Origin of the sequence: Ensifer sp. Root31, from assembly GCF_001424825.1 — a bacterium.
Lineage (GTDB): Bacteria > Pseudomonadota > Alphaproteobacteria > Rhizobiales > Rhizobiaceae > Ensifer > Ensifer canadensis.
The window spans coordinates 273,463-292,612 of record NZ_LMCO01000001.1; the positions used below are offsets into that span (position 1 = coordinate 273,463).

Sequence of the window (19,150 nt, forward strand, 5' to 3'; positions counted from 1 at the left end):
ACAGCCCCCTCTTCGTCAACAATAATTCATCCCACGAGGGACCAAGATCGTAGCACGTGTTTAGCCGCGACGCTTGAGCACAGGGGGACACGATGGCAGGCAGACTTTCCGGAAAAGTGGCTTTGATCAGTGGTGGCGCCGGTGGCTGCGGGCTTGCCGCATCCGAACTCTTTGCCCGCGAAGGGGCCAAGGTCGGCATCGTCGATCTGCCACGCAGCAAGGGCGAAGAGGTTGCCGCCGCCATCCGCGCAAACGGCGGCGATGCGATCTTCGCGCCGGCCGACGTCTCGATTTCTGCGCAGGTGAGCTCGGCCGTCAAGGCGGTCGAAGCAGCCTTCGGCGCGATCACCGTTCTCTTCAACCATGCCGGCATCCTGGCGGTCGGGCCCTTTCTGGAGACGGAAGAGGACGAATGGGACCGGCTGATGGCCGTCAACGTGCGCAGCATGTTCCTGATGACCAAGGCGGTGCTTCCAGGGATGCTCGCCGCCGGCGGCGGCAGCATCGTCTGCACCTCGTCGATCTCGGCCGTGGCGGCGACGCCGATGGAAGTGCTCTACGACACGACGAAGGGCGCCTGCCACATGTTCGCCCGTGCCATCGCGGTTGAGTTCCGCGACCGCGGCATCCGCTGCAACGCCGTCTGCCCCGGCTTCATCGCCACCGATCACGGCAAGCGCGAACTGGTGGGCCTCAGTAAATACGGCGTCGATGTCTCGGAAGCGGCGATCGCTGCCCAGCAGGGGCGGATGTGCGACCCGAAAGAGGTCGCCAATGCCGCGCTGTTTCTGGCCAGCGACGAGGCAAGCTTCGTCAACGGCACGCATCTGTTCGTCGACAATTGCTTCACAGCGGTCTGAGAGAGGGGAAAGATATGCTTCAGACGGGCGGCCACTGGCGCAACTGGGTCGGAAACCAATCCTGCATCGTGCGCCAGCGCGGTGCACCCGAGAGCGAGGCGGCGCTCGCCGAAATGGTCCGCGAGGCGACGTCGCAAGGGCTCAATGTGCGCTGCGCCGGCTCCGGCCATTCCTTCACGCCGGTGGCGCTGACCAGCGGGCTCCACCTGACGCTTGCCAACATGCAGGGCGTGGTCGCCATCGACCAGGCGCGCAAACGCGTCTCGGTCCGGGCGGGAACGACGATCAACCAATTGGGCAAGGTATTGAAGTCGAACGGCCTCTCGCTGATCAACCAGGGCGACATCGACAGCCAGGCGCTGGCTGGGGCGCTCACCACCGGCACCCACGGCACGGGAGCAGCACTTGGCAACATGGCCTCGCAGATCGTCGGCATGCGGCTCGTTGAGCCCGACGGCAGCATTCTCGTCGTCGACGAGACGACGCCGGACCTGCTGGAGGCGGCCCGCGTCTCGATCGGCATGCTCGGCGTGATCTCCGAGATCACGCTGCAGGCGATGGACAGCTACAACCTGCATGAAAAGCTCTGGCGCTGCACATTCGACGAGATGATCGAGCAGCACGACGAACTCGCCGCCAAGCATCGGCACTTCGGCTTCTTCTGGTGCCCGGTTTCCGAAAGCCGGCATTGCTATTGCCTGCCGGATACCGCGTCGGTTTCGACGACGGACAAGACGTCCGACGTCTGCGAGATGAAGGTGATCGACATCACCGACCGGCCGCCGATGGAGCAGGGGTTCGAGAAGATCGCCTATTCCTCGGAGATCTATCCGATCGAGTATGTGCCGAACTTCCACGAACTTGAATATGCGGTGCCCATCGCCCACGGCAAGGAGGCTGTAAAAGCTGTGCGCAAGCTGATGCTGGAAAAGCACCCGACCTGCATCTACCCGATCGAATACCGCTTCACCGCAGGCGACACCGGCTGGATCAGCCCGTTCTACGAGCAGGATTCGATCACGCTTTCCGTCTCGGGCGAGCCGGGCACGGACTATTGGGAGTATCTCAAAGACGTCGATACGATCCTGCGCCAATACGGCTCGCGGCCGCATTGGGGGAAGCTGCATTTCCTCGGCGCGGAGGACGTGACTGCGCTCTATCCACGATCCGGCGATTTCCGGGCATTACGGGCGAAAGTCGACCCGGAGGGCCGTTTCCTCAACGATCACCTGCGGCAGTTGTTCGGTTGATATGATTGCCGAAAACAAGAAACGCCGCGCATCCGAGTGGACGCGCGGCGTTGAAATGGATCAGACCGCAGCTCAGGCCGCCGGGCTGTCGCCTTCCGTAGCTGCCGCCTTCGGGCCGCCCTTGGATACGCCGACCATGGCCGGGCGCAGCACGCGGTCGCCGATGGTGTAGCCGGCCTGAACGACCTGCAGCACCGTGTTGTTCGGCACGTCGGCGTTCGGGATTTCGAACATTGCCTGGTGGAAGTTCGGGTCGAACTTCTGGCCTTCCGGCTCAAGCTTCTTCACGCCGTGACGTTCCAGCGCCGACAGCATGGCGCGCTCGGTCATCTCGACACCTTCGATGAGGGCAGTAAGGCCCGCTTCTCCGGCTTCCTTCGCTTCAGCCGGGATGGCATCGAGCGCACGGCGCAGATTGTCGGAGACGGCGAGCATGTCGCGGGCAAAACCAGCAACGGAATAGGACTTGGCATCCTTGACGTCGCGTTCGGTGCGGCGGCGCAGGTTGTCCATTTCGGCGGCGAGCCTTAGATACTTGTCGCGCAGGTCGTTGTTCTCAGCCCTTGCAAGCTCCAGCGGATCGGGCTCGGCAACCGGCGCCGCTTCCACAACCTCGGGCGTATCGTTGACTGCCTCGTCGGTCGCGGCAGCTTCGTGTCCGTGCTTGTTTGTTTCGTCGGTCATGACGTTCTCCGGTGTTCGTCTGTCTTGTCTTCCGCATTCCGACGCCCGCGCGCAACGATGGCCGCATGGCGTAAAATGCCCAGTGACTGGATTTGATGCCGATATCGAGGTTTAGGGCCGAAAAATCAAGGGTTCAATGCTGCCTGTGGCCAAAAGCGCCTGATCAGCGCGAAAGCCGCGACATCAACTGCGCGGTATAATCGACCATCGGCACGATGCGCGAATAGTTGAGCCGCGTCGGACCGATGACGCCGACGGCGCCGACGATGCGATCTTCACTGTCGCGATAGGGCGCAACGATCAGCGACGAACCGGACAATGAAAACAACTTGTTCTCCGAACCGATGAAGATCCTGACACCCGGGCCGCTCTCTGCGAGGTCAAGCAGCTCGATCAGGCTGTCCTTCTTTTCCAGGTCGTCGAAGAGCATGCGCAGGCGGTCGATATCCTCGGTTCCCTCCAGGCCCTCGAGCAGGTTGGCCCGGCCGCGAACGATCAGCCGTGCCGGCTTTTCATCGCCCTCGTTGCCCGACCAGATCGCCAGTCCACGCTCGACCAGATCCTGGGACAGGGCATCGAGTTCGCTGCGCACGGTCTGCTTGACGGTTTCGAGCTGCGAGCGCACCTCGCCGATCGTCTGGCCGGCGAGATGGGCATTCAAGAAGTTCGCTGCTTCCGTCAGTTGCGAGCTCGTCACGCCGGCGGGAAGCTCGATGATGCGGTTTTCGACCTGGTCATGCTCGCCGACGAGCACGGCCAGCGCCTTGGTGGGCGCCAGCCGGATGAATTCGACATGCTTGAGCACCGGATCGTTCTTGGCGGTGATCACGAGGCCGGCGCCGCGCGACATGCCCGACAGCATCTGGCTTGCCTCTGCCAGCAGCGTATCGACCGGCTGGGCATGGTCGCTCAACCGCACGTGCCGATCGATCGAAGCACGATCTTCTGGGGAGAGATTGCCGACCTGCATGAAGGCGTCGACGAAGAAACGCAGGCCCGTCTGCGTCGGCAGGCGGCCGGCGCTGATGTGCGGCGAATAGATCAGCCCGAGATCTTCGAGGTCGCTCATCACATTGCGCACGGACGCCGGCGACAGCGACATCGGCAGCAACCGCGAAAGGTTGCGTGAGCCGAGAGGCTCTCCGCTGTTCAAATAGGTTTCGACGATGCGACGGAAGATTTCACCGGAACGCTCGTCCAGCGCCGCCGCGATATCGGTCACTCCGGGATTGCGCAGTACCATGTCGCTCCATGTTCGCAGGCCAATCCTGCCGCCGGAAATATAGTGATCCCCGCGCCCGATAGCAAAAGGGAAAAATCGCCCCGATCCCCGGCTGTCCACCGGTTCCCTTTGGCTGCGCCATGCTCTAGAAGGCTCACCAGATACGATAGGAGTTTGATGATGCGGCCATCCGGCAGAAAAATCGACCAAATGCGCAAGGTTTCGTTCGAGCGCAATTTCTCCAAGCACGCGGAAGGCTCCTGTCTGGTGCGATTCGGCGATACGCACGTGCTGTGCACAGCCAGCCTTGAGGAAAAGGTTCCGGCCTGGCTGCGCAACGGCGGCAAGGGTTGGGTGACGGCCGAATACGGCATGCTGCCGCGCGCCACCGGCGAGCGCATGCGTCGCGAAGCCTCGAGCGGCAAGCAGAGCGGCCGCACCCAGGAAATCCAGCGCTTGATCGGCCGGTCGCTGCGCGCCGTCGTCGATCTGCCCGCACTCGGCGAACGCCAGATCTCGATCGACTGCGACGTCATCCAGGCTGATGGCGGCACGCGCACGGCCTCGATCACCGGCGCCTGGGTGGCGCTGCATGACTGCCTGAAGTGGATGGAAGCCCGCAACATGGTGAAGGTCGAGAAGGTCCTGAAGGACCATGTCGCCGCCATATCCTGTGGCATCTTCGCCAACCAGTCGATCATCGACCTCGACTACCTCGAAGATTCCGCCGCCGAGACCGACGCGAATTTCGTCATGACCGGCACCGGCGGCATTGTCGAGATCCAGGGCACGGCCGAAGGCAAACCCTTCAGCGAAGCGGAATTCGCAAGCCTGCTCGGACTGGCAAAGACCGGCATTGCCGAGCTTGTCGCACTGCAGAAGCAGGCGATCGCCGGCTGACGAGAAGGACGGAGACGATGGCCCCGGCGCTGGATGGCATTCTTGAGACTGCGCTCTATGCGTCGGATCTCGACGCCGCCGAGGCCTTCTACAGCGGTGTGCTGGGGCTGGAGAAGATTACACGGCGGGAGAACCGACATGTGTTCTTTCGCTGTGGCTCGGGCGTTCTGCTGATTTTCAATCCTGCGGAAACGGTCAAACCGCCTTCGCCGGATGCGGCCCTGCCGGTGCCGCCGCACGGCACCACCGGCCAGGGCCACATGTGCTTCCGCGTTTCCGCGTCGGCACTCGACGCCTGGAGGGCCAAGCTGGAAACGGCGGGTGTCACGATCGAAGCCGATGTTGTCTGGCCGAACGGCACGCGCTCCTTCTACTTCCGCGATCCGGCCGGCAACAGCCTCGAATGCGCGGAACCGGGCCTCTGGTCCATCGAATGAACCGCGGCCTTCGCGCCGCATCTTTTAAGAGACGACACATCATGCGCACACTGGATGACAAGACGCTCATCGTCGCCAGCCACAATGCCGGCAAGATCCGCGAGATCCGCGACCTGATCGGGCCGCTCGGCTTCGAGGCCAAGTCGGCAGCCGACCTCGACTTCGTCGAACCGGATGAGACCGGCACGACCTTCGAGGAAAACGCGACGATCAAGGCGCTCGCCTCGGCCAAGGCCTCGGGCCTGCCGGCGCTTTCGGACGATTCCGGCCTGGCGATCGACGCACTTGATGGCGCACCTGGCGTCTACACCGCCAACTGGGCCGAACGCGAAGACGGCAGCCGCGATTTCGCCATGGCGATGGAAAAGGTCGAAAAGGCGCTGCAGGGCAAGGGCGCAAGTGCGCCTGAAAAACGCACGGCCCGTTTCGTCTCGGTGCTTTGCCTTGCCTGGCCAGACGGCCATGTCGAACTTTTCCGCGGCGAGGTCGAGGGCCATGTCGTGTGGCCGCCGCGCGGCGACCAGGGTTTTGGCTACGATCCGGTCTTTCAGCCGAAGGGTTACGACACTACATTCGGCGAGATGAGCGCGGACGAGAAACACGGCTGGAAGCCGGGCGATGCTGAAGCGCTGTCGCACCGTGCCCGCGCCTTCAAGATCTTCGCCGAAACCTGCCTTGGAGCGGGCTGAGGAAACGTGTATGCGGTTTTCCGCAACATCCCGCTCCAATTTGTTAGAAGCGATCGCGGTCATGACTTCGGGTCGATCGGCCCAAGGTCAACGTGATCTACCGCATGAGAGACGCAACGATGCAGACGGCCACGCTATCGGCACTCGGTGACGGCATGGATCCCGGTTTCGGGATCTATGTGCACTGGCCGTTCTGCGCGGCCAAATGCCCCTATTGCGACTTCAACAGCCACGTGCGCCACCAGCCGATCGACCAGCCGCGTTTCGTCGCCGCTTTCCTCAAGGAAATGGCGGAGGCGCGTGAGCTTTCCGGTCCACGCACCGTCACCAGCATCTTCATCGGCGGCGGCACGCCGTCGTTGATGGATCCGGCAACGGTCGACGCTATCCTCTCGGGCATCGCCCGCGAATGGCATGTGCCCGATGGCATCGAGATCACCATGGAGGCGAACCCTTCGAGTGTCGAGGCGACGCGCTTCCACGGCTATCGCGCGGCCGGCGTCAACCGTGTCTCGCTCGGCGTGCAGGCGCTGAACGACCGGGACCTCAAATTTCTCGGCCGGCTGCACAATGTCGAAGACGCGCTGAAAGCGATCCGGCTGGCGCGCGAGATCTTCCCGCGCATGTCCTTCGACCTGATCTATGCCCGCCCCAACCAGACGGTCGAGGAATGGGAACGCGAGCTCAAGGAGGCCGTCTCCTATGCCGTCGACCACCTGTCGCTCTACCAGCTGACGATCGAGGAGGGCACGCCCTTCTTCGGCCTGCACAAGGCCGGCAAGCTGATCGTTCCTGATGGTGAGCAATCGGCGGTCCTCTACGAGGCGACCCAAGACATCACGGCGGCGATCGGCATGCCCGCCTACGAGGTCTCCAACCATGCCCGCCCTGGTGCCGAGAGCCGGCACAACCTCACCTACTGGCGCTATGGCGACTATGCCGGCGTCGGGCCTGGTGCCCATGGCCGCCTCAGCGTCGGCGGCGCCAAGCTGGCGACGGCGACCGAGCGCAAGCCGGAGGAATGGCTGCGGCTGGTCGAAACCTACGGCCACGGCATGGTCGAGCGCGAAGTGCTCGACCTCGAGGCCCAGTCCGACGAATTGTTACTGATGGGCCTGCGCCTCAAGGAAGGCGTCGATCTCGCCCGCTGGCAGACGCTGTCCGGCCGCGATCCCGATCCAGACCGCGAGCAGTTCCTGATCGACCACGGGTTCATCGAGCGGCTGGGAAATTCCCGCCTGCGCTGCACGCCTTCCGGCATGTTGATTCTCGACGCCGTCGTCGCCGACCTCGCCTGCTAGCGCTTTTCCAGGAAAAGTGCGAAGCGGTTTTCCGTCAGGAAATGCGTAGAGCAAGGAAATATCGCGTCTCGATGCCACCGTCTGAGACGCAAATGTTTTAGCGGCCGCCCTGCCTGCATCCAACGCAAGGAAACCGAAGGCTCAATCGTGGGTCTCGCCGGAGAGCGGCGTCGCGCGCATCGATGGTCGTTCCTCGAAGGCATCGAACCAGACGCTCAGCTTCGTCCGGTCACGGAACGACGGCAGGTCGCGGAACGCCATCCAGGACAGGGTCGTGGCGAGCGCGATGTGGCCGATATCAAGCGGCGCGTCGACATCGAGCGTCTGCTCCAGCCAGTCATAGGTCTGCTCGATCTTTTCGGCATAGCCGTCGGCGAGCGCCGGATAGCGCAAGGCTTCCGGGCGTCGCTCCGTTTCCCAACGCAACCCGATCCCCGCCTGCGCCAGCCCTTGCGCCACGGCCTGCAATCTCAGGGCATGCCAGCGCGCCTCGCCGCTTTCGGGGATGAGCTTGCGGCTATCATGCAGCGTATCGAAATAGGCGCAGATGACGTCGGAATCGAAGATCGCCGCATCCTCGGGGCGCAAGAGAACCGGCACCTTGCCGAGTGGATTTTCGGCATGGACCTCTTCATTGCGCAGCGTCGGGCTGGTCTCGTGGTGGATCACCTCCAGTCGCTCAGCGATGCCGACCTCGTGGGCGAAGACGAGTGCCTTGCGGGCGAAAGGGGAATGGGTCTGGTAATAGAGGATCATCGTGCCTCGCGGGTGTTGGAAGGAAATTATCCGGTCCCGCGAAGATGTATTGCATCGGACAAGAGAAAGGCGCTCTGTTTCGGAGCGCCCTTTGCAAGTTTGTTTCGTCGTTCAAGATTTGAACGGATCGCCCTTCTCGGCATTGAGGGCGATACCCTTGGCTACCAGCCGCGCCACCTGGGCGCCGTCGACCTCGCCGGTCGCTTTCACCTTGATGAAGGCCATGTCGCCCTTGCCGCCGCCCTTGGCCAGTCGTGGGTCGAGATCGAGCATATCGGCGCCGCGCCAGAAGCCGAGCGTCACATAGTCCTTGGCAGCCTTGATCAGGCAGACCGGTCCGCCGGCCTCATAGATCGGATGGCCCCATTTCACGCTGTCCCTGGTGCCGCCGGCGGCAAGAATGGCACCGTGCAACTCTTTCGCCACGGCAGCCGGCGTACCGGAAAGGCCTGCAATGTAGTCGCTAACCGTTTTGCTCATCGCGAAATTCTCCTTAGGCTTGCTCGTTCTTGAACGGGATCAGCGCGCGCACGCGACGGTCTCGGAGCCACAGGCCAGCCCAGGCGATGACGCCGAGATAGAACCCGAACAGCAGATGGGTGAAAAGAGGGCTATCCGCGCGCAGATGCGTCGCCATGGCACCGCCGAGATAACCGGTGAGCAGAATGGCGCCGAGGACCGACGTTCTCGGGATCGCATAGAGCAGCGCACACAGAAGCGTGAGTACGCCGAGCAGACGCGCAAGGCCAACATCGGCGGGATAGCCGAGCACCGCCAAAGTCTCAGTCACCACGTCCAGTGGCACGAGCTTGATCGCTCCGTCGAAGGCCAGGAACGCAACAACCAGACCGCTCAGCACGCGGCCGAGGATCACCATTTTTCCAGCCGGAGCCGTCATAACAAGAGCAGTGTTCATTCGGGGAGTTCTCCTCGTTTCCCGTTGTCACAAATCGTTCTTCAGTCTGTCTTCTTGGCCGGTCCGACGATGCCCCAGCGGATGCCAAAGGGGTCACGCAGCTGGCCATAGAGGTCGCCCCAGAAGGCGACCGCAAGCGGCATCGTCACTTCGGCGCCGGCGGCAACCGCGCGATCCCACCAGAATTGCGCGTCCTCGACCACCAGATGCAGCACGACGCCCTGCGGCGCGGCATAGGGCATGCCGTGTTCCGGGAAGGGATCGTTGAGCATCAATGCACCGCCATTGATCGTCAGATGGCAATGCATCAGCCGTTTACCGTCTTCGGCGAGCATCCGCCCGCCATCCGTTGCGGCGAAGGCGCGGACGTAGAAATCAGCGGTCGCGTACGCATCCTCGACGCAGAGGTAGGCGATCGGGCCTAGCATCGGTGGCGGCGCCGGCGCTTGCCCGTCGACCGTCGATTTCGGATTGAGATCGACGGCTGCCTTGAGGCTGCCATCCATGTAGAAAGGCACGGACTCGTGCTGGTGTGCGATCTTCCAGCCGGCAGCCATGCGCTTCAAACCGAGGGTCTGGCGGAACCAGACCGACATTTTCCCGGCATCGATCTTCTCGCCGGAAAGTTCGGTGAGCATACTGACGAATGCGACATCGCCGCTGACCGAGATATCGAGATCCTCGAAGCGATAGCCAAGCGGTCCACGCCAGGTGGAAAACCACTGTTCGAGCCCGCCCTCGCCGGCATCGGACGACTTCAGCGGCGGCGCCAGCGAAAAGAGGACACAATCAGGCGTCCCATGGCCGATGACGCGCTTGGCGTCCTTTACCCTCATGGCATCCGCCCAATCATCGATCACCGTACGGATTTCGGCGACGGCGGCACTCTTGTTGTCGATCACGGACATGGCGGGTCTCCCTTCCCGATGGTGGCAGGCGCGAGGGCGACGGCCGTCGAGCCCTGGGCTTGATCAGAGTTGCCTGGCTACCCCTTCGAGCTGGGTGGCGCATTGGCCCCAGCCTTCGTGAAAGCCCATCTTTTCGTGGGCTTCGCGATCCTCGACGGACCAATGGCGGACCCGTGCGGTGTAGCGGGTCTTGGCCCCGACGTCCTCGAAGGTGATGGTCACGACCATGAACGGCTTGTCGGATGGCGACCAGGCATCGGTGAAGGCGTCTGTGAAGACCAGCTTCTCGTTCGGCACCACTTCGAGATAGACGCCGAGATTGGGATAGTCCTCGCCCTCGGGCGAGCGCATGACGATGCGGTTGGCGCCGCCGGCGCGAACCTCGAGCTTTGCCTCCGGCGTCGTCCACGGCGAAGGCGCGAACCACTTCTTCAGCAGCTTGGCATCCGTCCAGCAGCGGTAGACGAGCGCGCGGGGCGCATCGATCAGGCGGGTGATGACCAGTTCGCGGTCGTCGGCAGGTTTGATTTCAGTGACAACGGTCATTGTTTGTTTCTCCGTCAGCGGGTTCAGTCCAAGGACGAAGTTGCAGCCACGGTTCCGACAACCGCCGACAAGATTTTTTATCTTTTTTCAGTGGCCAGGTTTTTCTCGCCCGCATCCTTGCTCAGATGATCGAGCTGCATGCGGATGTGGGAGGCCTCGGCGGCATTGGTGGCCAGCGCGATCGCCCGGTCAAAGGCGACGCGCGCCTCGCGAACCCGGCCTGCCTGCTTCAACAGCGCGCCATTCAACCCATGGAAGTAGAAATAACCCGCGAGTTTTTCGGCAAGTGGCTCGATCAGCGCGAGCGCCGCTTCAGGCCCGTCCCTCTTCGACACTGCGACGGCGCGGTTGAGCGTGATGACCGGCGACGGTTGCAGCCGCTCCAACGCCTGGTAGAGCAGGTCGATTTCTTCCCAATCGGTTTCTTCCGGGCGCGTCGCACGCGCATGCAAGGCGGCGATCGCGGCCTGGATCTGGTAGGGACCCGGCTGGCGATGGCGCACCGCCTTGTCGATCATGGCCAGCGCCTCGATGATCAGAGGCTTTTTCCAAAGGCTGCGATCCTGATCATCGAGCAGGATGATGCCGCCATCGGCATCGAAACGTGCGCGCGAGCGTGAGTGCTGCAGCAGGAGCAGAGCCGTCAGCCCCATCATTTCTGGCTCGGAGGGGAACAGCCGCAGGAGCAGCCGCGCGAGCCGGATCGCCTCCTCACAAAGATCGGCCGAGACGCTGTCCGGCCCGTTCATCGCCGAATAGCCCTCGTTGAAAACCAGATAGATCATGGTTGCGACGGCCGCCAGCCGCTCCGACCGATCGGCCGCGTCAGGCGTTTCGAAGGCGATGCCGGCGGCGGTGACCCGGGCCTTTGCCCGGGTGATGCGCTGCTCCATCGCCGCCTCGCCGACGAGAAAGGCACGGGCAATCTGCTTGACCGACAGGCCGGAGACGATGCGCAGCGCCAGCGCGATCTGCTGCGTTGCCGGAAGGACCGGATTGCTGCAGACAAACAAGAGCTTGAGAATGTCGTCCCGGTAGTGGGAGCCATCGAGACGTTCGGCAAGATCGCTCTCCTGATCCTCGAGATCGGAGAGCAATTCTTCCGGCGGCAACGCGGTCTCGCGAGATTGCCGGCGCACCTTGTCGATGCCGCTGTTGCGACCGACGAAGATCAGCCAGGCGGCCGGGTCACGCGGCGGGCCGCTCTTCGGCCAGGTCTTCAATGCCCGGATACAGGCCTCCTGGAATGCTTCCTCGGCCGTATCGAGATTGCGGAAATAGCGCAGAAGCGCGCCCATTGCCTGCGGCCGAGCGGAAACAAGTGCGAGGTCGATCCAGGTCGTGTCTGTCATGAGGGAAACTCACTTGGCTTGTAGATGGCAAGGGGACGAATTTCATAGGAGCCGTCTGCAGGATTGGCCGCACTGAGCTCGCGGGCGAAATCGAGCGCTTCGTCCAGTGAAGCGCAATCGACGACATAGAAGCCGAGCAGCTGCTCCTTCGTTTCGGCAAATGGGCCATCGATGACGACGGTCTCGCCAACGGCGTGGCGGAGCGTCGTTGCCGCCGTGGTCGGCAACAACCGCGCCACCGGCCCGAGCTTGCCGGCATCGCCATATTTGCGTTGGACGGCAGCAAGGTCACGCATGACCTTGTCGTCCTCGTCCTTGGTCCAGTTGGCAGTGACGTCTTCCTGGTTGTAACAAAATACGGCGTAAAGCATTGGAACTCTCCTGCTCCTGTAACAAGGACGATCTGGAGAAGAGATAGTCGACAAGACCGCCAAAAAAAATACCTGCAATCACGGGCCCAAACGCAATGATCGCGGCAGGTGCCTGCGCACCGCCGCGATCGTTCATGAGCTTGCCTGATTTCAGATATTTTCGCCGCAGGCGAGATCCGGATCGACCGTTTGTTTGCGACGGAAACGCCGGACCAGGCGACCGTCGATAGCGGCGAGGCCGGCGGCGATCAGCACCATGCCGAAGAAATGCTTGGGCTCGAGGTTTTCGCCGAGGAACAAGGCGCCGAGCAGAATGGCGCTGACCGGGATCAGAAACGTCACCAGCATCAGATTGGTGACACCCGCCGTTTCCAGGATGCGGAAGAACAGCACATAGGCAAGCGCGGTCGAGATCAAGGCAATGCCGATGATCGCTCCCCATACTTCAAGGCCCGGCACGGTCAGGGTCCAGGGGTGATCGACGAGCAGCGCGATCGGCACGAGCATGATGCTCGATGCACTGACCTGCCCGGTCGCGGTGACGATGGGCGCAACGCCCATCCGCTTGAAACGACGGGCGAAAACGCCGGCAAAGGCGTAGGAAAGGGCAGCTCCCAGCACGGCGAACTGCGCCAGCACATTCGAGCCGAGCCCGCCGAGCGCTGCAGGCCCGATCATCACCGCCACGCCGAGAAAACCGATCAACACGCCGGAGAGCTTGTTGGCGGTCAGCTTCTCGTCGTCGGTCAGCAGATGGGCGACGACGACGCCGAAGAGTGGCGTGGTGGCATTGAGGATGGAGGCAAGGCCGCTGGCGATATGAGTCTGGCCCCAGACGATCAGCGAAAACGGGATCAGGTTGTTGAGCAGACCCATGCCGAAGAAGGCAAGCCAGATGCGGGGATCGCGCGGCATCGCGCGGCCGGTGAAGCGCAGGAAAATCAAAAGCGCCGTCGCCGCGAGGCTGACCCGCAGGGCAACGATGGTGAACGGCGGCAGCGCCTTGACCGCAACGCCGACGAAGAAAAACGAGCCGCCCCACAACAGGGACAGTGTGATCAGCATGGCCCATTCACCGGGTCCCATCACCTTCGCCTTAAGTGTTTCCGGCATCTCCATACCCTCCTATGATTTAGTTCTTCGCCTTCATCTGAAACAACCATATTGGTTGACTTCGATTTACATAAATAGTGTCAGCATGTTAGTGTTTGCACAAACGAGCATTTCTCTTTCCATGATTGAGTATGGCTAAATCATAATGACACCTCTTCCTTCCCTTGCAGCACTGCGCGCATTCGAGGCCACGGCCCGACACCTGAGTGTGACGCTCGCGGCGCGCGAGCTCAGCGTCACACCTGGTGCGGTCAGTCTGCAGGTGCGTGAACTGGAGCAGACGCTGGGTGTGATGCTGTTTGAGCGACGGCCGCGGCAACTGGTTCTGACCGAGGATGGCAGCACCTATTTTTCGACGCTGCGCCGCGCCTTCCGGATGATGCGGGAAGCGACAGAGGAACTGACGGCGCGAAATCGCGCGCCGGTACTGACGGTGAGCTGCACGCCAACTTTTGCGGCGCAATGGCTGGTGCCGAGGATCAGCGACTTCGAGCAGCGTCTCAACGGCATCGACATCCGCATCAGCGCCTCGAACCGGCTGACCGACTTCGTGTCAGATGGCGTCGATATCGCTATCCGCCACGGTTTCGGTCGCTATGAGGGTCTGACGAGCGAGCGGCTGATCGATGACGAGCTGGTGCCGGTCGTCAACGCGGCCCTTGCCCGCAAGCATCCGCTCACCACGCCGGCCGATCTTTCGGCCCATGTGCTGTTGTATGACGTTCAGAGGTCGGATTGGCAGCTGTGGCTGGAGGCCGTCGGCGCCGAAGGCATAGACACGACGCGCGGTCCGGTGTTCGTCAACAGCAATGGCGCCATCGAGGCGGCAAGAGCCGGCGATGGCGTCGCTCTCGTGCGCCTGTCGCTGGTTTCGCGCGAGCTTGCCGAAGGCGTGTTGGTCGCGCCGTTTCCAACCGGCATCGCCACCGATCTCGCCTATCACCTGGTCTATCCGCCATCGGCCCTCGACCGGCCGGCCGTCACAGCATTCCGTGCCTGGATCGTCGCGCAGGCACGCGGCGCCTGAAACGAAAAAAGCCCGGTTTCCCGGGCCTTTCTCGCAATCGGAAAGTAAATCTATCTCGCGCCTATTCGTTGATCAGGCGCTTCAGAAGCTCGATCTCATGGCTGAGCTTGGTATCGCCGGAGATCAACTCCTCGATCTTGCGCACCGCATGCAGAACGGTCGTGTGGTCGCGACCACCGAAGCGGCGGCCGATTTCCGGGAAAGACCGCGGCGTCAGCGTCTTCGACAGATACATCGCGATCTGACGCGGCTTGACGATGACGCGGGTGCGGCGGTTCGACACCAGCTCCTGGCGCGATACGTTGTAATGCTTGGCAACGACACGCTGGATGTCCTCGATACGGACACGGCGCGGTTCGCCGGCATTGACGAGATGCCCAAGCAGTTCGTCAACGCGTTCGATCGACAGATGCGGTTCGAACGAGCGACGGAAGAGCAACTGGTTGAAGGCGCCTTCGAGTTCGCGGCCGCTGGCGGTGATGTTGCGTGCAACATGGCTCAGGATATCGCCGGGAATGTCCAGCGAAGTATCGTCCTGACGAGCGGAGTCGAGACGGCGCTTCAGCATTTCGAGGCGCATGTCGTAGTCCGGTCCGTCCATTTCGATGGCGACACCGCCCTGAAGACGCGAGCGAACACGGCTATCGAGCGATTCCAGCTCCCAAGGAGCGCGGTCGGCGGCGACGACGACCTGTTTGGCCGAGTCGAGAAGCATGTTCAGCAGATGGCAGAACTCGTGCTGGATCGACTTGCCCTGCAGGAACTGCATGTCGTCGATGACGAGGAGGTCGATGTTGCGCAGCGATTCCTTCAGCGACAGCGCGTCGTTGTCGCGGATTGCGGTGGCAAAGCGCCACATGAAGTATTCGGCCGTCAGATAGACGACGCGTGGAGCGCGGGCGCTCTGCAGCGCCTGGATGGCGATCGCCTGCAGAAGGTGGGTCTTGCCGAGCCCGACGCTTGAATGAATGAACAGCGGGTTGAAGCGCACGGCACCGGCGCCGGCTTCCGCAATCGTGCGGGCGGCTGCAAGCGCAACGCGGTTGGAAGAGCCCTCGACGAAGCTGTCGAAGGTGTAACGCTGGTCGAGCGGCGAGCCGAAAAGCGGCGCCTGGGTCGGCCGCTGAACGCTGGCAACCGCAGAGGCTGCGACCGAAGCCACGGACTGCGCCGTCGTCGGACGGCGTGCGGGCGTTGCAGGAGCCGATTCCGTTGCCTGCGGCAGCGTCTCTTCCTGTGAAACCGGACGGGCGCCGCGGGTCGCGGTCCGCACCAGGATCTCGACCTTCAGGATTTCGCCGTCTTCCTGCTGGAAGATCTGGGTGATGATATCGAGATAGCGGTTGTTGATCCAGGACTTCAGGAATGTCGTGGGCACCGAGAGACGCACGACGCTCTTGGAAACCGAATGGAGCTTCAGACGCCCAAACCAGCTGGCGAAGACATCGGGACCGACCTGGGCTTTCAAACGCGCACTCACTCGTTCGAACAGTGCGTCATGCCTCATGTCGTGCTTATCTCCCGCCGCCTGAGATAGATTGCTTCCGGCCTGAAATACGTCGCCGTTCTTTTGAAACGCGCCCGCCGCCGTCACCAAGTTCATCCGCATTTTGCCGCCTTCCGATTATGTTCAGACGCCGTCATCTCTGCCGGCCCCATCTCTTATGTCCGGCACCCACGGCTTCCTCATCGAGGTCATGCCGCTTCACCGAACGTCACAGTCGCAATCCAACCGGGCTCCTCATCTCCCGACCGGGTGCGCGCTACGCGCATCTGCCAGGCCTTGCCGGCCGGCTGATGTCCCCTCGCGCCTCATTGTCAACAAATCCCCCAGTCCGCCCTGGACCGTGCCGGATCCTCCTCCTCGCCGACAACTGTCTCGCACCCTCGTACGAAGCGGACAGCCGAGCGCTGGATTCTATCTCTCGTCAGGCACCGCTTGCACCTGACTTTGAGCAGTGGCGCCACCGGCAACCAGAAGTCGAAATGTCCTCGTCCGGAATGGTTGGGCCATCCGGTTTTTCGTTCTCGACTTGTCTGATTGAACGACGTGGAGCCGCCCTGATACAGGGAACAGAAAGCCTGAAACCATCTCGTTGAAATGGCCTCCGTACTTCCCTTTACAGATATGGTCTGTGTCCCCTGTGGAGGGCATTTAGGCAGGATCGATGGGCAAGATCAATCGCGATTTTTACGCAACCTTAAGCGCTGCCCGTTGACTCTCATGCTGCCTTTTGCTTGCCGCAATCCGAGTCCGGGAAGAATCGCTTTTGAATCAAGGGTTTTGATTTTCGGCTCTTTGATTAGCTGGCGAAAAAGAAAAAAAATAAAAATTCGCTTGACTCATCACGGGCCCAGAAGACCCCCAGCCAGAGACACCCTATCACCAAGGACCTCTCGTAAGTCTCTGAAATTCCTATAGAAATTCTGTCATCGCATTGACACGAGAAATGTCGTGCAGGTTAACCATCGTGATGACACATGTATGAATCGGAAAAGCCCGACGCAAGGGTCGGGCTTTCAATTAACAGATTTTTATTAGCCGGATTAGGCCGAAAGTGCCTTCACGCGCTGTGCAAGGCGCGAAACCTTGCGCGAAGCGGTGTTGGAATGCAGCACGCCCTTGATGGCAGCGCGCATCAGCTCGGGCTGAGCGGCCTTCAGGGCTGCGGCTGCGACCGCCTGATCGCCGGTTGCGATCGCTTCTTCGACCTTGCGGACGAAGTTACGGACGCGCGACCGGCGGGCTTTGTTCACTGCAGTGCGGCGTGCGATCTTGCGGGTCGCCTTTTTCGCCGAAGTTGTATTGGCCATTGATGCCTCTCTTCGAAAACTGACATGAACTCCGCCCTCGCCGTGCCGGGTCACTGCGACCTGTCATCAAAGCAATTCGGGAGCATTATCGGAAAGCCCAGATTTGGCGTTCCAAACTGAGGGCGGCATATAGCGAGAAACGGCCGCCCCGTCAACGCGCAATTTGGAGAAAACTGCGCGTCGCCCCTTGATCTACCTGTGTTTGAACTCCGGCTTGCGCTTCGCTGCGAAGGCGGCCATGCCTTCCTTCTGGTCTTCAGTGGCAAACAGCGAATGGAAAAGCCGCCGTTCGAACCGCAGGCCTTCGGCAAGCGTGAGCTCCAGCGAGCGATTGACGGCCTCTTTTGCCATCATCACCGCCGGCAGCGAGAACGATGCGATCTTCTCGGCCGCAGCCAGCGCTTCCTCCATCAATTTCTCCGGCGCCACCACACGCGAAACGAGTCCTGCGCGTTCCGCCTCGGTCGCGTCCATCATCCGTCCGGTGAGGACGAGGTCCATCGCCTTCGCCTTGCCGACGGCACGGGTGAGGCGCTGCGACCCGCCCATGCCGGGGATGACGCCAAGGGTAATTTCCGGTTGGCCGAACTTTGCCGTCTCGGAAGCGATGATGAAGTCACACATCATCGCCAGTTCGCACCCGCCGCCGAGCGCGTAGCCGGAAACGGCTGCAATGACCGGTTTGCGGGCAGCAGCCACCTGATCCCAGCCGCCGATGAAATCGCCGAGATAGCTTTCGACGAAGTCCAGCGTCTGCATCTCCTTGATGTCGGCGCCGGCCGCAAAGGCCTTCTCCGAACCGGTGACAACAACGGCGCCGATCTCGTTATCGGCATCGAACGCTTTCAGCACCGCGGCAAGCTCGCGCATAACGGTCGAGTTCAGCGCATTCAGCGCCTGCGGGCGATTGAGCGTGACCAGGCCCACGCGTCCGCGCGTCTCGACCAGCAGCGTCTCGTAACTCATTGTCGTCTCCTCCGAATTCGTGTCAGCGGTCGGGTCCGGCCAGACCCGGATGTTCATTTCTGGCAGCGCGGGCAATGAAACGTCGAGCGTCCCGCCTGCACGATGCGGGCGACCGTACCGCCGCAACCCGGCGTGCGGCAAGCCTCCCCTTCCCGGTCATAGACGGAAAAGGAATGCTGGAAATAGCCGAGCGATCCGTCGGCCTGGATATGATCTTTCAGCGACGAGCCGCCCGCGGCGATGGCATCGGCAATGACCTCGCGGATTGCAACGGTCAGGCCCTGCAGTTCCGGCTTCGACCCACCTTGGCTGTCGACGAGGGCGCCTGCCGGCTTCAGCGGCGACAGGCCTGAACGCCAGAGCGCCTCGCACACATATATATTGCCGAGGCCGGCAATATTCTTCTGGTCGAGCAAGGCTACCTTCAGCGGTTGCGCCTTTCCGGCAAAGCGTGCCGCCAGATAGGCGGCGTCGAGCGCGTTGCCGGTCGGCTCTTCCCCGAGTGCGCGGAAGAAGGCGTGGGCCGCCACCGTGTCCCGTCGGGCGAGATCCATGAAACCGAAACGGCGCGGATCGTTATAGATGACACGGGCGGGGCCGACGGCACCTTCCAGATGGAAGATCACATGATCGTGCTTCTCATCCTTGGCGCGTGGGTGGTGAAATTCGTCCGGCGTTTCTGGCAGCGCGCCCTGTTCGATACGGAACGAACCTGACATGCCGAGATGGGCAATGATGACGTCACCGGCCTCCAGATCGATCATCAGATATTTTGCCCGGCGCGACAGCGAGACGATGCGCTGACCGGCAACGGTGGCTGCAAAATTGACAGGGAAGGGAAAACGCAGATCCGGCCGACGCAGTTCTGCACTGACGAGGAGCGCGCCTTCCATGGTCGGCGCCAGACCCCGTTTTACCGTTTCGACCTCCGGCAGTTCCGGCATGCGTCGTCTCCTTCTTTCTTAACCACCACACGCCCGGCATTCTTAACCACCATAAGCCCGGCCGTTGGCATTTCCTTGGCGGGCTACTTATCCT

20 protein-coding genes and 1 pseudogene are annotated in these 19,150 nt (G+C 62.0%); 7 read left to right on the forward strand and 14 right to left on the reverse strand.

Annotated elements, in window-relative coordinates; translation table 11 throughout:
- Positions 1-92 precede the first annotated feature (92 nt).
- Both ASD00_RS01275 and ASD00_RS01280 read left to right on the forward strand, forming a co-directional pair.
- Positions 93-860 (forward strand): SDR family NAD(P)-dependent oxidoreductase, encoded by a 768-nt coding sequence (locus ASD00_RS01275; protein ID WP_025425679.1) that lies wholly within the window; start codon positions 93-95, stop codon positions 858-860.
- 14 nt (positions 861-874) lie between these two features.
- Complete coding sequence (locus tag ASD00_RS01280) at positions 875-2,110, forward strand: D-arabinono-1,4-lactone oxidase (protein WP_025425678.1); 1,236 nt, start codon at positions 875-877, stop codon at positions 2,108-2,110.
- 72 nt (positions 2,111-2,182) lie between these two features.
- Here ASD00_RS01280 and grpE read toward each other — a convergent pair.
- Both grpE and hrcA read right to left on the reverse strand, forming a co-directional pair.
- Positions 2,183-2,803, reverse strand: a pseudogene (grpE, locus tag ASD00_RS01285) (nucleotide exchange factor GrpE); the annotation flags it as partial.
- 154 nt (positions 2,804-2,957) lie between these two features.
- A complete protein-coding gene (gene hrcA, locus ASD00_RS01290; protein WP_057204296.1) occupies positions 2,958-4,037 on the reverse strand; it encodes a heat-inducible transcriptional repressor HrcA in 1,080 nt (359 codons plus the stop codon).
- A gap of 159 nt (positions 4,038-4,196) precedes the next feature.
- Here hrcA and rph point away from each other — a divergent pair, with 159 nt between their 5' ends.
- The 4 genes from rph (at position 4,197) to hemW (ending at position 7,343) form a co-directional block, all read left to right on the forward strand.
- Positions 4,197-4,916, forward strand: coding sequence for a ribonuclease PH (gene rph, locus ASD00_RS01295; RefSeq protein WP_025425675.1), 720 nt, complete (start codon positions 4,197-4,199; stop codon positions 4,914-4,916).
- A 17-nt stretch (positions 4,917-4,933) separates the two neighbouring features.
- Complete coding sequence (locus ASD00_RS01300) at positions 4,934-5,353, forward strand: VOC family protein (protein ID WP_025425674.1); 420 nt, start codon at positions 4,934-4,936, stop codon at positions 5,351-5,353.
- A gap of 41 nt (positions 5,354-5,394) precedes the next feature.
- The gene (gene rdgB, locus ASD00_RS01305) at positions 5,395-6,042 is read left to right on the forward strand and encodes an RdgB/HAM1 family non-canonical purine NTP pyrophosphatase (protein WP_025425673.1); all 648 of its coding nucleotides are present in this window, start codon (positions 5,395-5,397) and stop codon (positions 6,040-6,042) included.
- 119 nt (positions 6,043-6,161) lie between these two features.
- Positions 6,162-7,343: a radical SAM family heme chaperone HemW gene (gene hemW / locus ASD00_RS01310; protein WP_025425672.1), complete on the forward strand. Its 1,182-nt coding sequence runs from the start codon at positions 6,162-6,164 to the stop codon at positions 7,341-7,343.
- A gap of 141 nt (positions 7,344-7,484) precedes the next feature.
- Here the strand turns inward: hemW and ASD00_RS01315 are convergent, their stop codons facing one another.
- The 8 genes from ASD00_RS01315 to ASD00_RS01350 form a co-directional block, all read right to left on the reverse strand.
- A complete protein-coding gene (locus ASD00_RS01315) occupies positions 7,485-8,099 on the reverse strand; it encodes a glutathione S-transferase (protein ID WP_025425671.1) in 615 nt (204 codons plus the stop codon).
- Between the two features lie 111 nt (positions 8,100-8,210).
- Entirely contained in the window at positions 8,211-8,579 is a 369-nt protein-coding gene (locus ASD00_RS01320) for a DUF1801 domain-containing protein (RefSeq protein WP_025425670.1), read from the reverse strand.
- 13 nt (positions 8,580-8,592) lie between these two features.
- On the reverse strand, positions 8,593-9,015 hold the full coding sequence (locus ASD00_RS01325; protein WP_025425669.1) for a DoxX family protein: 423 nt from the start codon (positions 9,013-9,015) through the stop codon (positions 8,593-8,595).
- A 41-nt stretch (positions 9,016-9,056) separates the two neighbouring features.
- Positions 9,057-9,923: a nuclear transport factor 2 family protein gene (locus ASD00_RS01330; protein ID WP_057204298.1), complete on the reverse strand. Its 867-nt coding sequence runs from the start codon at positions 9,921-9,923 to the stop codon at positions 9,057-9,059.
- Between the two features lie 63 nt (positions 9,924-9,986).
- Positions 9,987-10,469, reverse strand: a complete 483-nt coding sequence (locus ASD00_RS01335) for an SRPBCC family protein (protein WP_025425667.1) — start codon at positions 10,467-10,469, stop codon at positions 9,987-9,989.
- 77 nt (positions 10,470-10,546) lie between these two features.
- Positions 10,547-11,821, reverse strand: coding sequence for an RNA polymerase sigma factor (locus ASD00_RS01340; protein ID WP_025425666.1), 1,275 nt, complete (start codon positions 11,819-11,821; stop codon positions 10,547-10,549).
- Complete coding sequence (locus ASD00_RS01345; RefSeq protein ID WP_025425665.1) at positions 11,818-12,192, reverse strand: YciI family protein; 375 nt, start codon at positions 12,190-12,192, stop codon at positions 11,818-11,820. The genes ASD00_RS01340 and ASD00_RS01345 overlap by 4 nt, the downstream gene beginning before the upstream one ends.
- A gap of 150 nt (positions 12,193-12,342) precedes the next feature.
- Positions 12,343-13,278: a DMT family transporter gene (locus ASD00_RS01350; protein ID WP_025425664.1), complete on the reverse strand. Its 936-nt coding sequence runs from the start codon at positions 13,276-13,278 to the stop codon at positions 12,343-12,345.
- Between the two features lie 169 nt (positions 13,279-13,447).
- Between ASD00_RS01350 and gcvA the strand changes: the two genes are divergently transcribed.
- On the forward strand, positions 13,448-14,332 hold the full coding sequence (gene gcvA, locus ASD00_RS01355; RefSeq protein WP_025425663.1) for a transcriptional regulator GcvA: 885 nt from the start codon (positions 13,448-13,450) through the stop codon (positions 14,330-14,332).
- Positions 14,333-14,393: 61 nt separating this feature from the next.
- On the opposite strand, the gene dnaA is transcribed toward gcvA, so the two are convergent.
- The 4 genes from dnaA to mutM form a co-directional block, all read right to left on the reverse strand.
- A complete protein-coding gene (gene dnaA / locus ASD00_RS01360) occupies positions 14,394-15,941 on the reverse strand; it encodes a chromosomal replication initiator protein DnaA (RefSeq protein ID WP_081788833.1) in 1,548 nt (515 codons plus the stop codon).
- A gap of 938 nt (positions 15,942-16,879) precedes the next feature.
- Positions 16,880-17,146, reverse strand: coding sequence for a 30S ribosomal protein S20 (gene rpsT, locus ASD00_RS01365; RefSeq protein ID WP_025425661.1), 267 nt, complete (start codon positions 17,144-17,146; stop codon positions 16,880-16,882).
- A gap of 192 nt (positions 17,147-17,338) precedes the next feature.
- Complete coding sequence (locus ASD00_RS01370; RefSeq protein WP_025425660.1) at positions 17,339-18,112, reverse strand: enoyl-CoA hydratase; 774 nt, start codon at positions 18,110-18,112, stop codon at positions 17,339-17,341.
- Between the two features lie 53 nt (positions 18,113-18,165).
- Complete coding sequence (gene mutM, locus ASD00_RS01375) at positions 18,166-19,056, reverse strand: bifunctional DNA-formamidopyrimidine glycosylase/DNA-(apurinic or apyrimidinic site) lyase (protein ID WP_057204300.1); 891 nt, start codon at positions 19,054-19,056, stop codon at positions 18,166-18,168.
- Between the last annotated feature and the right edge of the window lie 94 nt (positions 19,057-19,150).

Coding starts and splice junctions, on each gene's coding strand:
- ASD00_RS01275 (WP_025425679.1), top strand. CDS start 93: ATGGCAGGCAGACTTTCCGGAAAAGTGGCTTTGATCAGTGGTGGCGCC.
- ASD00_RS01280 (WP_025425678.1), top strand. CDS start 875: ATGCTTCAGACGGGCGGCCACTGGCGCAACTGGGTCGGAAACCAATCC.
- hrcA (WP_057204296.1), bottom strand. CDS start 4,037: ATGGTACTGCGCAATCCCGGAGTGACCGATATCGCGGCGGCGCTGGAC.
- rph (WP_025425675.1), top strand. CDS start 4,197: ATGCGGCCATCCGGCAGAAAAATCGACCAAATGCGCAAGGTTTCGTTC.
- ASD00_RS01300 (WP_025425674.1), top strand. CDS start 4,934: ATGGCCCCGGCGCTGGATGGCATTCTTGAGACTGCGCTCTATGCGTCG.
- rdgB (WP_025425673.1), top strand. CDS start 5,395: ATGCGCACACTGGATGACAAGACGCTCATCGTCGCCAGCCACAATGCC.
- hemW (WP_025425672.1), top strand. CDS start 6,162: ATGCAGACGGCCACGCTATCGGCACTCGGTGACGGCATGGATCCCGGT.
- ASD00_RS01315 (WP_025425671.1), bottom strand. CDS start 8,099: ATGATCCTCTATTACCAGACCCATTCCCCTTTCGCCCGCAAGGCACTC.
- ASD00_RS01320 (WP_025425670.1), bottom strand. CDS start 8,579: ATGAGCAAAACGGTTAGCGACTACATTGCAGGCCTTTCCGGTACGCCG.
- ASD00_RS01325 (WP_025425669.1), bottom strand. CDS start 9,015: ATGAACACTGCTCTTGTTATGACGGCTCCGGCTGGAAAAATGGTGATC.
- ASD00_RS01330 (WP_057204298.1), bottom strand. CDS start 9,923: ATGTCCGTGATCGACAACAAGAGTGCCGCCGTCGCCGAAATCCGTACG.
- ASD00_RS01335 (WP_025425667.1), bottom strand. CDS start 10,469: ATGACCGTTGTCACTGAAATCAAACCTGCCGACGACCGCGAACTGGTC.
- ASD00_RS01340 (WP_025425666.1), bottom strand. CDS start 11,821: ATGACAGACACGACCTGGATCGACCTCGCACTTGTTTCCGCTCGGCCG.
- ASD00_RS01345 (WP_025425665.1), bottom strand. CDS start 12,192: ATGCTTTACGCCGTATTTTGTTACAACCAGGAAGACGTCACTGCCAAC.
- ASD00_RS01350 (WP_025425664.1), bottom strand. CDS start 13,278: ATGGGACCCGGTGAATGGGCCATGCTGATCACACTGTCCCTGTTGTGG.
- dnaA (WP_081788833.1), bottom strand. CDS start 15,941: ATGCGGATGAACTTGGTGACGGCGGCGGGCGCGTTTCAAAAGAACGGC.
- rpsT (WP_025425661.1), bottom strand. CDS start 17,146: ATGGCCAATACAACTTCGGCGAAAAAGGCGACCCGCAAGATCGCACGC.
- ASD00_RS01370 (WP_025425660.1), bottom strand. CDS start 18,112: ATGAGTTACGAGACGCTGCTGGTCGAGACGCGCGGACGCGTGGGCCTG.
- mutM (WP_057204300.1), bottom strand. CDS start 19,056: ATGCCGGAACTGCCGGAGGTCGAAACGGTAAAACGGGGTCTGGCGCCG.